At 38.5% G+C, this 17,568-nt stretch carries 6 protein-coding genes; all 6 read left to right on the forward strand.

What is annotated here, in order from left to right:
- Positions 1 to 19: 19 nt before the first annotated feature.
- The 6 genes from ACN19N_RS06385 to ACN19N_RS06410 all read left to right on the forward strand — a co-directional run bounded on the left by ACN19N_RS06385 (position 20) and on the right by ACN19N_RS06410 (position 17,566).
- Positions 20 to 2,707: a hypothetical protein gene (locus ACN19N_RS06385; protein ID WP_420002230.1), complete on the forward strand. Its 2,688-nt coding sequence runs from the start codon at positions 20 to 22 to the stop codon at positions 2,705 to 2,707.
- Complete coding sequence (locus tag ACN19N_RS06390) at positions 2,694 to 6,713, forward strand: beta strand repeat-containing protein (RefSeq protein WP_420002231.1); 4,020 nt, start codon at positions 2,694 to 2,696, stop codon at positions 6,711 to 6,713. Before ACN19N_RS06385 ends, ACN19N_RS06390 begins: the two co-directional genes overlap by 14 nt.
- A 224-nt stretch (positions 6,714 to 6,937) precedes the next feature.
- On the forward strand, positions 6,938 to 7,432 hold the full coding sequence (locus tag ACN19N_RS06395; protein ID WP_269228154.1) for a hypothetical protein: 495 nt from the start codon (positions 6,938 to 6,940) through the stop codon (positions 7,430 to 7,432).
- A gap of 39 nt (positions 7,433 to 7,471) precedes the next feature.
- Entirely contained in the window at positions 7,472 to 10,153 is a 2,682-nt protein-coding gene (locus ACN19N_RS06400) for a beta strand repeat-containing protein (protein WP_269228153.1), read from the forward strand.
- Between the two features lie 178 nt (positions 10,154 to 10,331).
- Positions 10,332 to 16,379 carry an SdrD B-like domain-containing protein gene (locus tag ACN19N_RS06405; protein WP_420002232.1) on the forward strand — a complete coding sequence of 2,016 codons (6,048 nt, stop codon included), beginning with the start codon at positions 10,332 to 10,334 and terminating at the stop codon, positions 16,377 to 16,379.
- 2 nt (positions 16,380 to 16,381) lie between these two features.
- Entirely contained in the window at positions 16,382 to 17,566 is a 1,185-nt protein-coding gene (locus tag ACN19N_RS06410) for an OmpA family protein (RefSeq protein ID WP_269228151.1), read from the forward strand.
- The last annotated feature ends 2 nt before the right edge of the window (positions 17,567 to 17,568 follow it).

Raw genomic sequence — 17,568 nt, forward strand, 5'->3', positions numbered from 1 at the left:
GTTAGGCGGATGCTAGAAGATGAATATAATCAATAAATTAGAAAATTTCCGCAATAGCAAGATCACTTTTGGGATTTTGTTGGTTACGTTATTGGGAGTGCATCAGTCTAGCTCTGCTGCTGTTCCTACGCGCCAGATCATTAGCAATATGGCGATTGGTGAGTACACCGAAGAAGGCTCAACCGTTGTTCAAGTCAGCCGTTCTAATTTAGTTCAAACAACGATTCTTCCAGTTTATTCTGTTAATTTGACTGCCAATAATACTAAAAGTGTCGCAGCGGGTCAGACGGTATATTTCAATCATACTTTGACTAACACGGGTAATGAGGTCGACCAGTATACCTTTGCGGTGACAAATAATACTGGAGATAGTTATGACTACAGTAATCTATCTGTATTTTTAGATAAAGATAATGATGGCGTGCCTGATGGCGCAGCGATTACTTCTTATTCCTTAAGTGCAGGTGAGTCAGTTGGTCTTATTGTGGCGGCAAATGTACCGAGTAGTGCAACGGTTAATCAAAATGGATTATTAACATTAACTGTAAATTCTTTAAATAGTGCATCTGGAACAAAGACCAATGTCGATACAGCAACTGTTACCAATCAGTCTGCTTTGGTTGTTCGTAAAAAGTTTTCTCAAACAAGTGTGGCAAATGGAGACGTTGTTACCGTTCGTTTGGATTATGAAAACTTAGGTAGTACAGCGACAGGCTCTGTAACTTTAACAGATACACTCAATTCAAGTTTGGCTTATCAACTAAATGCTGGTGAGAATTGGAATGGTGCAACTGTAAATCCGAGTACTGGGAGTAACGATCCAGTAGGAATCAATTACAGTGTGACATCAAATACTGTAACTGCGGTCATTAGCTCAATACCAGCAAATGCAACTGGCTATATTGAATTTAAAGTTAAAGTAAATAAAGTAACTGCTGGACCAATTAATAATACCGTTAATTTTCAGTATGATCATGATAATAGTGCAGCAACTGCAAATATATCTGATCTCAGTAACATAGCTGTACTTAATGTCGCTTCAATTTATGCTGTCAAAATTAATGGTAGCGCAAGTGATGTAAACAATAGTGCTACGGTTATAGCTTCTGCCGCTTCTCAGGGTGGAGAGCTTACGTTTAATAACTATGTTTGGAATACAGGTAATAATACTGATGTATTTAATGTAACAATAACAGGTAGTACATTTCCGGCAGGTAGCCAAATTGAATTTTATCGTGCAGATGGCGTAACACCATTATTAGACAGCAATGGAGATGGTATTCCTGATACAGGTTTATTATCAGCAGGCGTAAATTTACCAATCGTTGTTAAAGTGCGTTTACCTAGTAGTTATGCTGTAACGACTGATACGACATTCGAAGTTTCACCTCAAGCGCAGTCTTTAGGTGATATAAGCAAAACAAGTTTGATTAAAGATCAGGGTAATTTACTTGCCACAACGGTAGCACGTTTAGTTGATTTGACGAATAGTCCTGAAAACAATGGTTTGGGTAATGGAAATGTTGATAATGCTGGTAATCCGTGGAAAACCGTGATTGCATCAACAAGTATCAATCCTGTTGCGGGTGGGCAAGCAATATTTCCATTAAAAGTGAGTCATACTGGTATTGGAGCTGAATATTTACTCAGTGCGAACTCAACAAGTGATTTTACAAGCTTAACATTACCTAATGGTGTAAACCGAGTTCGTTTTTATGTTTCTGGAAATGGTTCAAACTGTAGTGTCTTAGGTAGTGAAACAGGTAAAACCATCTATCTGAATAATGGTGAAAGTCAGTTAATCTGTGCTGTTGTTGAAGTGGATCAGTTGAATGGTAGTGTAACTACACCGATCTATTTCCGCGCTCTTTCTACAAGTTTTGTAAGTGGTAATAATAGTAGTAATCCTAGCCAAGATATTATTAAGGATGCGATTACCATTCAAAGTGTCAATTCTGTGGCTGAAGTTGAATTCACACCAAATTCTCGTGGACAAGTCTCACCATTAGGTACTGTCATTTATAGTCATCTTTTAACCAATAATACTGATGTTGATTATACAGGGAACTACAGTTTTCTTTCGAATAACGATCAGGTTGAGTTTAACAGCACTCTTTTCTATGACGTAAATGGAAATGGTGTTTTTGATGCTGGGGATTTGGTGATGAGAAGTTTAGCTGACTTGCCAGGTGGAAAATTAGCAGCACATACTCAAGTCAAATTATTGCTTCAGGTTAAAAATCTTGTAGCAAATAATATTGCCCAAGCGAATACCACCACGATTAATTTAACGAATAATGCTAATGGTCAAGTTGTGGCATCAATTACCGATGTAACCACAGTGAATCAGACACAATTGAAGCTGAGTAAGTTGCAAGCACGTGATTTTGATTGTAATGGCACAGCTGATGAGTCATATACAACAAATAGTCTAAATATCGGTAAACAAGCAAATGGCCAAGGTCAGTGTGTTTTGTACAAGGTAATCTTAACCAATACAAGTGCTACTGCTATGAGTAGTGCATTTACCTTTAGAGATATGACGCCTGCATATACAGTTTTATCTCAATCACCTATCTGCACATCGTGTAGTGGTATGACGGCTCCTACAGTTGGTAATGCTGGTGCGGTTTCAGGAACATTAAATAGTGTAGCTGCAAACCAAAGTTATGAATTTAATTTCGGGGTGCGCTATGTGGGTCAGTAAGCAAAAAATGAAAAAGAATACCTCTAATTACAGCATGATGAATCATAAAGTTAGTTATATATATACTTTGGTTTTGTTTATCTTAACTTGTTTGATGTGTAGTCAAGCTGTATTGGCTGCTCCACCAACTCTTGAGATTTATTCAGGCTCTGGATCTGGGCAGGGTCCAACTGCTGGCCCAGTAACGACAACGTTTAGATTAAATGCAAATAATCCAAGTGATAATAATAGTACTGCTTATACACCTGTGACTACAGCAACCTACACAATTACTGAGTCAGTCTATAATAAAGCTACTTACTCTAGTGGGACAAATAAACCTAATTTAACTCTAGGTGGGAGCGGGACTAATTCAACAGTAGCAGCTACAAATGTTATTTTGCCATTAGTTTCATATGGTGCTAGTGGTGATGATATGTTTGCAGCATCCATACAAAATGCGCCTACTAGCTGTGTCAATGGATCGAATTGCCCGAGTACTAATGGTGGAATTAGAGCTGGATCGAGTTCCTCTGATACTACAGCGAATTATGGAGTAACTGTACATATAAAAACAGCAGGGTTTTCAAGTTTACCGGGCAGCTTGAATTTGTCAAGTACTGCTAGAATAAGGGTTGGGCAGATCAAGATAGAATTTAATCGACCAGTAAATAATCCTATTTTGCAGGCAGCAGGAATGGGAGGGGGTTCTGGAAATTTAGGCTTTTCTGCTGAATTTACATTAGTGAGTAGTAATACCCCTGTAGTATTAAGCCGTATAGCAGGTAGTAAAGAACTATCTGTTATTGGTAATGATATTACAAATAATGCAAGTACAAAAGGAGCTAATTCTAATTCTGGAGGAGCGAGTGGAAGTATTTATATTAAAGGAAAAGGTATACAAACTTTAGTCTTTGATGCCTATATCAAGGGAGACGGTGGTAGCGATGGATGGAGTGATACAGGCGCAGATACATTCTTTTTCGGAATGTCTAGTATGGATGCTGATAGTGCAATTGCCCTTGTCAAAAGTCAACGTGTAGGCAACACAGGCACATTTGTATCAACTCAGTTGAACAATGTGCCTCTCGGTTCATTAATGCAATATCAATTGGAAATTACCAACAATACGCCATCAGGTGCAACATTGGGTGGGACAGTTGTAAATTTACCTTTTAATGACACACTCCCAGTCAGTTTAAAAAATGTTTCTATTGTCGGAACACCAGCTACGACACAAGGTACAGGAGGTTCAAGCCCTGTTACTACCTCCTGTACTCCTACATTAACAGGCGATAATACCGCAGGCTGGAAAGTCTCTGGGTTATTTACGGGAGCAACAACTGCAACCTGTATAATCACGATTCAGGGTACAGCAACCGCAGCAGGTACGTTAACCAATACAGCAACAATAGAGTCAACCTCATCGAATACGCCTGTCAGTAGTTCAGTCAATGCGATCATTGTAGCCCCGACACCTGATCCAGCGGTTAAGGAAGCTCGTTTTACAATTACTCCTGATTTACCAACGATTGTACGAGGACGAGTTGGTACACAAACCATCAATATTAAAAATGAAGGGCCGAACGATGCAACCAATGCAATTGCGACTTATGTCTCTGCACCGCAAACTGGTGTGACAGTAACGGGTGTAAGTGTTGTTGGTGGGGGGGTATGTGCCCAAAGTGGTAGCAACTGGACATGCCCTTTAGGGAGCGTGGCGAATGGAGCTATAAAACAATTATCTGTGAGTTACAGCACAACAGCGGCTTCCTCTTTGGGTACTGCTCAGCAAGCGACCGTTAAAGTCTCGAGTGATGAGTTTAACCCGGGCAGCGGCGCAGGCGAAACACTGTATAAGGTTTGGGGTAGCAACCAGCAAAATGAGTCAACAACCAATGGTGCCTTTTGGGTGGGTTATGAAGGAACTGGGGGAAGTACGCCTGTAGGCAGTAATGTAAATCAGGGAAGTTCACTTGCAGCAGCTTGGCCTTCAAGCCAAGCTAGCCCGACGGGTGCTTATCTTTCCTATGGTGGGCCAGCACTCGGCGACTCAGTTTATTTGGCATCCAGCAGCACCGCTGCACCCATGATCCAACGCATTATTGGCAATATGGGGGCAGCTGATGAAAGAACGGTATCACTCCCTACAATGCAGACTGCCGATAACCGCCGTGCTTGGGAATTTACCACAGGGATCAATATTCCGAGTTCGCAAACATTAACAGTTTGTATTGGAAATACGAGTGTTGGCGTGGATGATGGCGCATATATTATGGTGGATGGTAATGTCGTGGCGAGCACAAACGGATGGGCAGCAGGTGGTGTAACTGTTACCACAGCTTCCGCCTTCAGTGCTGGTTATCATCGCATTAGCTATCGTATCGTCAATCGTAATACCTACAATTTATCAGGGTCGGATGCAGAAAACTCCGCAGGTGGTTATGGACCAATTGGTTTGTCTTTAAGTGGGAATTGTTCGACTGCAAACTATGACACAGTCACAGGTACAGGTGTTCCTGTCAGTATTAACATTATAGATGGTGCAAAAATTAAAATTGCTAAAAACTCTGTGAATGGGACGGGTACGTTTAACTATATTAATCTTAGCAATCTTGTAAATAGTACAACAGCAGTTACCACCGATTCTGTAACTACAGTCACAGCAGGAACCACAGCAACCTCTGCACAACAGCTTTGGGCGCAAACATTGAATACAGATGTTTCTTTTACAGAAAGTGCTTTAGCAGGATATGTCTTATCAGGTGTTAGCTGTGTAGATGCAAATAGCGGTGTAACAGGTAATACAGGTACTTTTTGGACGCTTGTAAATAATATTGTAACGATTCCTGCTGTTCGCATAAAAGAAGGCGCCAATATTACCTGTACTTTTACAAATACTAAGCTTATTTACGTTGATATTACTGGACGAGTATTTGTTGATAATAGCGGAACAACATTAGATGTGAGTAAAGCATATAATGGCATACAAGATGCAGGTGAAGTTGGGATTGCAAATAGTACAATTCGTTTGAATAACTGTAGTACTACACAATTAGCTTCAACAGTGACAAGTGCAAATGGTGATTATGCTTTCTCAATTGAACAAAGCTTATTACCATCATCATTTTGTATTGTTCAGCAGAATTTACCTGAATATATTTCTGTCAGTGGCACAACGGGCTACACTCGTTCAACAGATACTATTGCTTTAACCAAGACAAGTGCGACAAGCTATACAGCAAATAATTTTGGTGATGTGATTGTTAATGTTGTGTTGAATGAAGATGGACAGCATACAGCTATTGCTGGAGATGTCACTGACTATCCTCACCGTTTAAGCACACAAATCCCAGTTCAACTCACTCAGTTATTACAGACTCAGACTCAACAACCAAATGCTAGTGCTGATCAACCTTGGCAGGCATTGGTTTATCGAGATACGAACTGTAATGGTCAGGTAGATATGGGTGAAATTGTATTTAACCCAACTGCTGCAAGTACTGTTCTACTACAGCCAAGTGTTGATATTTGTTTAGTACAGCGAGTTCATGTACCAACTAATGTTACTGCTGGTGCACAACATATTGGAACTCTTCAAGCAAGTTACCAATTTGCTCTGACAAATCCGTCACAAACGATTTTAGGGCAAACGCTTAAACGTCAGGATGTGACACTTATTGGTAGTGCTGGTTTAACACTGACAAAAAAAGTTCGTGCAGTTGCAAGTTGTCCTTCAACATCTTCCGATACAAACGCATTTGTAACGACTAATCAGGCTGCTAAGCAAGATAATTTAGAGTATGAAATCACCTATAAAAATAACAGTACCAAGAAATTACAGAACGTAAAAGTGAAAGATAGTTTACCAATTGGTACTAATTTTGGCAGTATGAGTTGTAGGCTTACACCAAGTGGAAATACTTGTAATACAAGCCGTTCTGGTGATTATCTTGAATGGAGCTTGACTGGGTTATTAAATCCTTCAGCTTCAGGCACTCTAAGGTTCTGTGTGTCGCAAAAGTAAATTATAGATAAAGTATGCCGAAAATATTATTGATTTGGCATGCTTTGTACAAGAAGTTGGTATGGAAGTTGCTATTATTTGAATTGATAGGTGAATTTTACAAAAAATGTGATTTTCAGCAACAAAAACACATAAAGTTGTTGTGTTTTACATCGAAGAGAAGTAATTTAGTTGTTAGATTAAACTAAATATAAGTCTATGTAACTCGGTTTGGAATAGATCAAATGCATTTAAAAGATAATTGGAAAAAAGGTTTACTTGGTGCAGCTAGTTTGATTTTGGCGGTTGGCGTTTCTGCTGAAACTAAAGTTGCAAAAGATCCTGTATCTGTAGAATTAAAAACCTATCTCATTAGTGTAAGCACTGATGGGAAGCCAGTAGCTAAGTTAGTGAATAAAGTAAAGCCAAACGATGTAATTGAGTATCGTGCAACGTATACAAATAATACATCTGGAAAAATTAAAAACTTAGCTGCTACGTTACCAATACCAGTTGAAACTTTATTTTTGGCGAAATCTGAGCCAGAAAACGCGCAAGCAAGTACAGATGGTAAAACTTTTGCCCCGATGCCTTTAAAACGCAAAGAGGGTAATCAAATGGTGAATGTTTCACTGAAAGATTATCGTGCATTACGTTGGACGATCGCAGAACTTCCTGCTGGGAAATCTGTAACCGTATCAGCACAAACGCGCATTAACAGTGACAAAACCAAAAATTAAGCAAACTGACATTGAATAATCAACAGGGGTAAGTTCCGAATGTCAAATCAAACTCAACGTTTAAAACTAACGCAATTAGCAGCTTCGATTGCATTTGTTGCAGGTGGTGCAGCTTTCCTTCCTTCAGCACACGCAGCAGCTCCTAGTGCGGGCACGAATATTAGTAACATTGCATCTGCAAGCTATACAGATAGCAACGGTTCTAATAAAACTGTGACATCAAACGTAGTTACTACGACTGTATTGCAAGTAGCAAGTTTCACGTTGATCGCTGATCAAACTAAAACTGCTAATGCGAATGGTCAAGTATCTTTATCTCACACATTAACAAATACAGGTAATGGTAGCGATACCTTTAACGTAGCTGTTGCCAATAATGATACACGTGATAACACAACTGATAATTTCGATTTCAGTGGTTTAAATGTTTATCTTGATGCCAACAAAGATGGTGTTCCAGATAGCCAAACTCCTGTAACAAGCATAACTTTAGCAGCAGGCGAATCTGTTAACTTAATCGTACAAGCAACAACAGCAAGCAACAACGTTACTGCTGGTGATCTTGGTAAGTTAACGGTTTCAGCAATCAGTGGTTTTGATACAAGTGTAACTGCTAAAAATGTTGATACTGTTCGAATTACCAATGGCGCTGTAATTAGTTTATTAAAATCTGCAAGTGTTAGTAATGTAGATGCAACTTTATCAAACCCTGCGGCACGTGAAGTTGAATATGCTTTAGCTTATCAGAACACTGGTAACACGACTGCAACTAACGTTACAATTACAGACGTACTTCCAGCTGGTTTAACCTATGTTGTTGGTTCTGCTACTGTAAATGGTACTGCTGTAAGTGATGCAGCTGATACTGATGGATATAACTTCACTTCAGGAACTGCTACATTAGTTATTCCTACAGTTGCTGCAAACAGTAGCGGTGTATTGAAATTCAAAGTTCGGGTAAACCAAAATACTCCAGCTGGTGTCATTACAAACATCGCTGAAGTGGATCCAGATGGTCCGGGTACAGAAGGCAAAACGCCATCTAACCCGAACGATGTAACAGTGTTAGGTGTTAAAAAAGGTACAATTAACGACAGTACAACTGATGCCTTTGCTGATGGACAAACTTCTACGGCTCCAGCTGATGACGTAATTACTAAGTCAACAACTCAAGGTACTCCAGTTACCTTTGGTGTTACTGCGGGTGGTGGTGAGCCAATCGTTATACATAACACTGGTAATGTTACAGAAGCATTCAACATCACTGTAAATAAAAACTCTTTACCAGCTGGTAGTATTGTTGAATTATTCAAATCTGATGGTGTAACGCCATTAACTGATACGAATGGTGATGGTGTTGCAGACACTGGTCCAATCGCAAGTGGCGCTACATACCAAGTTGTTGCTAAAGTAACTCTGCCTTCTGGTTATTCTTCTACGACGCCAATCAGCACGATCTTAACTTCAACACCTGTTACTAATTCTACTGGTACAGATACAATTGCTTTAGTCATTGATAAAGTTGTTGCATCTACAGTTGACTTACACAATGGTGATGCAACAAATAGTACTGGTACTGTCGTTGGCGCGTCAGGTAAAGATACTGGTCAATTTATTGATACTAAATCAACTAAACCTGGCCAAGCAACTAACTTCCCATTAACTATTGATAATAAAGGTGCAACTGGAGATAACTATAATTTATCTATATCACCTACATTACCAACAGGTTGGACGGTTCAATATTACTTAGCTGATGGTGCAGGTAATCCAACAGGTGCTCCAATCACGAATACGGGTAATATACCAAGTGGTGGTAGTGTTCAACTTGTTGCAGTTGTAACGCCTCCAGCAAATGCTCCAGCAGGTGACCAAGAAGTTATCTTTAAAGTTTCCTCTCCAGCTACTGGCTTAACAGATGTAATGTCTGATCGTGTAACAGTTGAAACTAATCGTATCCTTAGCTTGCAAAATGACCGTACTGGACAAGTTGCACCAGGTGGTACGGTTGTTTACAAGCATACCTTGACCAACAACGGTAACATTGTTGAAGGTGCTACAGCGGGTAGCTTACCGTTTACACTTACGAATGACCAAGCTGCAAATGGTTGGGTAACAAGCTTATTCGTTGACTTAGACAATGATGGCGTGGCTGATGCGAATGAGTTGGTTACAGGTAATGATCTTGCTGCAGTATCTGGAAGTATCGCTCGTGGTGCATCTGTTAACTTACTCATCAAAGTACAAGCTCCAACAAATGCAACTGCTGGAACACCAAGTGCAGTTGTATTGACGATCAAACCAACTGTTGTTGGTGGTCAGTCTGTAGCTGATCTAGTCAATACTGACTTAACGACTGTTACAAGTGGTCAAGTGCGTTTAGTGAAAGAGCAATCTTTAGCAAACTGTTCAACAGGTGTTGCTGGTACTTATACTCAAAATACAGTTTCTGCTAAACCAGGCGAATGTGTGAAGTATAGAATTACTGCAACGAATGAAGGTAATGCTGACGTAACTAATGTTGTAATTAGCGATGCTACGCCTGCATATACAACCTTGAAAGTGATTGCAAGTGCATCTCCAGTAGCTACAAATGCGACATTGAGTACTTCAACTGCTGCATTAACTGATGGTTCAACAGGTACTATCGCTGCTGAGAAAACACCTCTTGTACCTAATACAAGTGCGGTATTAGAGTTTGTAATCAAAGTAAATAATTAATATTCATTAAGCAATTTCGATTGCTCAAAATGAATTGATTAAATATGTGGGCATTTGCGCAAAGCAGGTGTCCACAACAATAATTTTAAAGTTTTTTTATTTAGACTATTTAGTTGAAGGGTAGAGTACCGTGGCGCTACAACAGAAGCAAAATCGTGTAAGTCGAAACATATCTTTCATGTTATCAACGTTGACAATATCTATTCTGTCTGCGCAGTATGGCCACGCGTCGAATATTCCTAAAGTTGGTAGTAAAATCACAAACGTTGCTTACGCAACTTTTATACCAGCAAATGGTAAAGAACAACAATCAGTTTCTAACACAGTCGAAGTTAATGTTTCAGCATTGTATGCTATTACTTTAACTACCCCACCAGTACTCGATGTTGAACCTAGTGTGCGAGTAATATGGGCGAATACTTTATCGAATAATAGTAATGCACCTGTTAATGTTCAGCTAGAAGCATTAACAATTAATGAATTAAATAATATTAAAATTTACATAGATAGCAACAAAGATGGTCAATTTGATACGAATGATCAACAATTAACAACTAATGTGGCTCTACAAATTGGTCAAAGTGTCAATTTGTGGGTTGTTGCTACCACAAGTTCAAATTTAACAGAAGGTCAGCAATTTAATTTACCAATTAAAGCAACAGTTGTTGAAGATACAACAGCAATTGCAACCGCTACAGATAGTGCAATTAGCTATGGTGCAAAATTAGTTGCAACTAAAGACGTGCAACAAAAAACTTTTGAGCCTTCTGCAAGTGCAAATTATGACTTAAATTACACGCTCAACATTAGCAATGAAGGTAAGAAGACAGCCAGACCAACCGATGTCATGGTGGATGGTCAAATACAAAAAATGGTTTTGTTGGTTGATGATTTGCCGCCAAATACAACATTTAAATCTGCTTTAGTAAAGAATACTCAAGCCAAAATTTTATACAAGCTTGCAAATAATAGTTATAGCACTATTGCTCCTAGTGACATTACACAGATCAATCAGCTTGTTGTCGGTTTTCCACAAATTGCTGCAAATACATCTGAGCAAGTTAATCTTGTTGTTAGTATGAACCGCAATATTGCAAAAACCACAGTAAAAAATACTTATAAAGTTTCGTATGCTGTCACTGATACTCAGAAAGATGTGTTATCAAACGTTGCATCTACTTTAGTTAGCGGCTCAGCAGATATTACAAATAATTCAAGTGATTTTAAGAGTATTTTGGCAACTGGTAGTGTAAATAAGCCACTGAATATAGAAGCTAAGAATGCAAGTTGTAATGCGGATCGTTACACTCCTGATCGTGTGAAAATTCGAATTAAATCTACAAAAACAGATGATTTAGAAGAAGTTATTGGTATTGAAACTGGCCCAAATACTGGTGTATTTCGCTATACATTACCAACAACTCTTTCAGATAAAGGCATTCAATATGATGTAGTTTTGCAAACGCTTAAACGTGATAAAGTTGATATCAGTTTAACGGATTGTTTGGATGCTCAAGGTCAATCGACTGGAACGATTACCGACATTAATACAAGTGTGTTAATGGATCCTTATGGTACAGTATTTGATGCTAAAACGGGTTTACCTGTAGCCGGTGCTACAGTTACTTTATTGGATCAAAATGGCCAACCAATTGCTGATAATGTAGCATTTATAATTGATCCTCAAACAGGTAATTTAGTTTCTATACCTGCAAAACAAGTTACGAATAGTGCTGGTGAATTTATCTACCCATTAGTAAAAGCAGGTACATACAGTTTTATTGTAGATACAAACACTATTCCAGGTGAAAAACGTTATACTTTTATTAGTGATCGCAAGGTATATTCAAATTTTCCAGCAGATAAAGCGGTTGATTTAAAGTGGTCTTATGCAGGGCAATTCACATTAAATAATGGTGACCCTGCACTCAATATCGATATTCCAATTGACCCTGTGCTTCCACCTAGTAGTTCTACCTTATTTGTAACGAAAGTTGCCTCGAATAAAACTGCAGAGATTGGCGATTTCGAAGAATATACTGTCAAGGTTGCAAATCGTGGAACTGTAGATTTATCAAATGTTTCGATTACAGATAAACTTCCTCGAGGCTTTATTTATGTTCAAGGCTCAATGCGTGTTGATGGTAAAAAGGTAGAAGATCCATTAGGTGGTAAGGGACCTTATTTAACATTAGGATTAGGTACACTCACTCCAAGTACAGAACTTAAAGTGAAATATCGTGTTTATATTGGACCAAATGCACTCAATGGTGATGGTATAAACCGTGTTCGTGCCAAAGATAAAAATGGTATTGAGTCGAATGAAGCATCAGCAAAAGTAGAAGTTACGCCTGGTATGATGATGTCTGAGGGTTTTATCGTAGGTAAAATCTTCACCGACTGTAATCGGAATGGCATCCAAGATGCTGGTGAAATAGGTGTTCCTGGTGTTCGTATCTACCTTGAAGATGGTAGTTATGTTATTACGGATAGTGAAGGTAAGTATGATTTCTATGGAATTAGTGCAAAAACACATGTTTTAAAAGTCGATCGTACAAGTCTACCGATTGGTTCTGAATTAGTATTAATAAATAATCGTCAAGCAGGTGATCCAAATAGCCGTTTTGTCGATTTAAAACGTGGTGAATTGCATCGTGCCGATTTTGCGATAGCTGAAGGTGTTGGTCAATGTTCAGAATCTTTAATTGAACGTGTGCTAGAGCGTAAAAAGCGTATTGAACAAGATAATACAAATTTAGAGCAAATATTACGTTCTGATTTAACGGCTGATCCAATTTTTTCCAAAGTCACGGATGTTCGTGGACAGCCATCGAGTGGCTGTATTTCAGCCGTTGGAGTTCAGGCGAATTGTAATCTTGATTTTTCAAAAGAACAAATTAAAGAAATCAAGCAAATACAATTTGAACCCGAAAAGTCTGGTGTTCAAGCATCTAGCGCTTTACCAAGTTCTTCAACTCTTGCTCTGCCAAATGAAGAGTCTGTAGATACTGTTAATTCTGCCAAAATGATTAATCTTGAAGCAGCTTTAGAAACAGCTGTGAATAATCAACTAGAAATTTTAAATCTTAAAGATGGGCAAGTATTGCCTTATCCTCAGACCTCGATTCAAGTTAAAGGTGCAGCAGGCACTCAGCTTGAACTCTGGGTAAATGGAACTCGTGTTCCTGAAAAGCGGATTGGTAAACGTGCTGTATTGCCGAACATGCAGGTTTCAGGTTTAGACTTTATTGGTGTTGATTTAAGTACGGGTCAGAACACCATCGAAGTACGTCAAATAGATATGATGGGCAATACTCGAGACATTAAACGTATTAATGTTATTGCACCTGATCAGTTAGACAAGTTGCAACTAGAGCCGAGTAAAACGATTCCACAGGCAAATGGACGCGATCGTTTTAATGTTAATTTAAAAGTTGTCGATCGACATGGTACGCTTGTCTCGAACCGTACACCTATCACCTTAGATAGTTCAATCGGTAAGATTGACTTAGTAGACTTAGATCCAAAACAGCCAGGTATTCAAGTATTCGTTGAAGGTGGAACTTTACTTGTTCCAATTCAAGCGCCAATTGAAGCTGGTGAAGGAACATTATCGGTTGAAAGTGGTATCTTCCACTCAAGCACACCTGTTCGTTTCTTACCTGATTTAAGACCGATTATCGCTGTAGGTATAGTTGAAGGTTCTTTTAATTTCAAAAAGTTTGACCCTAAAGAACTGAGTGGTATTAATTCAAATGATGGTTTTGAAGAAGAATTAAATGAGATTTCAGCTTCAAAAGATGGAAAGCGCAATTTAACGGGGCGAGCTGCATTATTTTTGAAAGGTAAGGTAAAAGGTGAATACCTGCTTACACTTGCATATGATTCAGATAAAGATAAAAACCAAAGATTATTCCGTGATATTCGTCCTGATGAATATTACCCAGTTTATGGTGACTCTGCTGCTAAAGGTTTTGATGCTCAATCTACTAGTAAATTGTATGTTCGTGTCGATAAAGGACGTTCATATGCAATGTATGGTGACTACGTAACACGTACTGAAAATGATGAGGGCTTATCTTTAGGTCAATACAATCGTTCATTGACAGGTATTCGTAGTACAGTAGAAGCTGATAAATATAAAGTTACTGCGTTTGCTGCACAGACAAATACACAACAAGTTGTGAATGAACAACGTGCTATGGGTATTTCAGGTCCTTATAGTTTGGGTAATGGTGTTAATGCGCAAGACGTGCGTGAAAACAGTGAAAAAGTAGAGGTTATTACGCGTGACCGTAATAATTCGGGTTTAATTATTGCACGTACAAGTTTGACTCGTTTTACTGATTATGAGATTGATACTTTCAGTAATAGTATTTATTTGAAAGATCCAGTTCCAAGTGTTGATGCTGACCTAAACCCAGTATATTTACGAATTACAGTTGAATCTGATCAAGGTGGTGAAGAATATACGGTTGGTGGTGTGTCTGGTTCTTTAAAAGCCACCGATAAAGTTAAAGTAGGTGGTTCTTATGTGAAGAGTAATAACCCACTAACTCAAGATCAGTTAGCAAGTGTGAATACTGTCGTTAAATTTGCCAATGATAAAGGTAAATTCATTGCTGAGTTTGCTCGTTCAGAGAATATTAATAATGACTTAAATTCATCGACGTCAGGTAATGTGAAACCAGATGCAACTGGTAAGTTATCGGGTGATGCTGCACGAGTTGAATTAAACTATTCTTATAAAGACTTGGAAATGAAAGTTTATCATAACCAAGCTGATAGAGAATTTTATAATACAGCTGCACCTATTACTGCTGGTCGTAAAGAAAGCGGCATTAAGGGACGTGTACAATTAAATAAAATCGGCTTAGCTAAGCTTGAAGCGATTCGCACAGAAGATCAGTTAAATGGCGTAAATCAAGGTGTATCAGCAAGTATTGAACGGGCAATTAACCGTATTTTAGCTGTAGAACTTGGTTTAAAATATTATGATGAGTCATCTAATCCAGCAACGCTAAATACAACACAAGTTGCACCATATCATGGTGTCACAGTTCGCTCTAAATTAATCAGTCAACTACCTTGGCAAGGTTCGAATGTCTTTGCTGAATATGAGCAAGATATTTCTGAAGCGGATCGTCGTATTTTCGCGTTGGGTGCAAATTATCAAATTAATTCCAAACTCCGTGCTTATGCTCGTCACGAATTGGTTTCAAGCATTGGTGGTCTTTATGATTTGAATAGTAATCAACGCCGCAATGTAACGGTATTCGGTCTTGATAGTAAATATAACAATAATGGAACAGCCTTCAGTGAATATCGTGTTCGGGATGGTATTAGTGCGAGAGAGGCTGAGGCAGCAATTGGTTTACGTAATCGTTGGGAAATTGAAAAAGGTTTTTATGCCAATACGAGTTTTGAGCAAACTAAATCATTATCAAATGCCAATAACTCAAATTCTGATAGCACAGCAGCATCTTTAGGTATTGAATATTTAAAGAACCCTAACTGGAAAGCTGTTGCGCGCATTGAAGCACGTTGGACAGATCAATCAGATACGATATTGAACAATTTAGGCGTTGCTTATAAATATTCGGATGATGTGACATTATTGGCAAAAAATGTTGTTAGCCTAACAGATAGCAAAAATGATAGTAGCGGTGATCGTTTAGTGGATCGCTTCCAATTAGGATTGGCTTATCGTGATACAGAACACAATCGTTTTGATGCACTAGCTAAAGTTGAATATCGTTATGATGATAATAAAACTGATTTAAATAATCCGTATCTTAAACATGTTTATATTTTCTCGAACCATTTAAATTATCATCCAACACGTGATTTTACCTTGTCGGGTCAATATGCGGTGAAAAATGTGCAGGCTACATTCTCTGGTTTAGAGTCTACAGGTATGACACACATGTTCAGTGCAAGAGCTATATATGACATCAATGAAAGATGGGATGCAGGAGTACACACAGGTGTATTATGGTCTGATATGAGTTCAGGGCGTCGAATTCTCCTGGGTGGTGAGGTTGGGTATCTCGTTGCAGCAAATTTATGGTTGTCAGGTGGCTATAACTTCTCAGGTTATAAAGATGATGATCTGGTAGATAGTGATACTACAATTCAGGGTGCTTATATTCGTTTTAGATTCAAGTTCGATGAGAATCTATTTGCTGTTAATAACGCTGGAATAAATGCTTCGAGAGAACCATAAACATGAAATATCTTCACAATAATTTATATAAAATGTGTTCTTATTTTTATATCGGGGCTTCTGTTGGTTTACTTGCAGTAAGTACTTGTATATTTGCTGAGTCTGCATCTGAGCAACTTATTGTTGGGGAGCAAACCAGTTCTTTGGTACAAGATGTCAATCAACAGAAACCTTATAATCCTAAAGATAAGCAAGTTGCGGCATTACAAACACGTCTGATACCTTATTTAAAACCATCTGAAAATATTGCATATTATCAAGCGATAAAAGCCTTAACATGGTTAAGTTACGCTGCCCACGAAGGAAGTGAAAAGAGTCTAAGTTCTGCGAGAACTGAAGCACTTCAACAAGCAAAATATATTATTGATGCTTTAGAACAAGGACAAATTGAAAAATTTACGCTGACAACAGCTATTCTTTCTGATTCAAGTGTCATGCGCAGAGACCTTTGGGCAAATGCTGAATTATTAAAGCAAACTGAAGGTTTTTCATGTGCTCAGGCTGAGATTGCTCAAGCAGAAGTGATGTTGGTTTGGGCAGCAGCAGAACATTGTGAACTTGGATGGAGACACTCAAGAGAACTGTTTCTATCCGCTCAAAGTTTAATTGATCAATCAAATCTCAAAGCATCGGCGTGTAAGTCTGCAACAGTATTAGAATTACCTAAAATTAATTATCCATCTTTACAAGAATTGAATGGTGATGCTAAAGGTTGTCATGGAGTGAAAGGCAAGTGGCCAATTTGGTCGCCTGAACAGAAAGTTATCGCTGAACCACCAGTAGCTAAAGTTCCATCAAATGTACCAAATGTAGTTCACTTCGCCTTAGATCAATCAAACTTGTCAAAAGAATCGATTGAAGTATTGAATCAAGTTGTAATGTTCCTAAAAGACAATCCAACCTACACCTTGACTCTGTACGGTTTTACTGATGCTCGTGCAAGCGAACAATATAATTTGAAACTTTCCATGAGACGAGCACAGAGTGTACTTGCATACCTTCAACAACAAGGGATTCATTTAGATCGAGTTGCTGCTGAGGCAAAAGGCAAAAAACAAACAATTAACGATGAAAATCAGAAGTTTGGTCATGCATTAAGTCGTAGAGTCGAATTAGTCTATGTTGATCCAGAAGGTAAAGAGGTATCAACTTTCAAGCAACGTCAGGATATTCAAGTAGAAAAATAACT

The organism is Acinetobacter sp. LF10 (genome assembly GCF_048585715.1).
GTDB lineage: Bacteria > Pseudomonadota > Gammaproteobacteria > Pseudomonadales > Moraxellaceae > Acinetobacter.

Bases quoted from the DNA above. Each gene is read 5' to 3' on its own strand.
- ACN19N_RS06405 (WP_420002232.1), top strand. From the start codon at position 10,332: ATGTTATCAACGTTGACAATATCTATTCTGTCTGCGCAGTATGGCCAC.
- ACN19N_RS06410 (WP_269228151.1), top strand. From the start codon at position 16,382: ATGAAATATCTTCACAATAATTTATATAAAATGTGTTCTTATTTTTAT.
- ACN19N_RS06390 (WP_420002231.1), top strand. From the start codon at position 2,694: ATGTGGGTCAGTAAGCAAAAAATGAAAAAGAATACCTCTAATTACAGC.
- ACN19N_RS06400 (WP_269228153.1), top strand. From the start codon at position 7,472: ATGTCAAATCAAACTCAACGTTTAAAACTAACGCAATTAGCAGCTTCG.
- ACN19N_RS06395 (WP_269228154.1), top strand. From the start codon at position 6,938: ATGCATTTAAAAGATAATTGGAAAAAAGGTTTACTTGGTGCAGCTAGT.
- ACN19N_RS06385 (WP_420002230.1), top strand. From the start codon at position 20: ATGAATATAATCAATAAATTAGAAAATTTCCGCAATAGCAAGATCACT.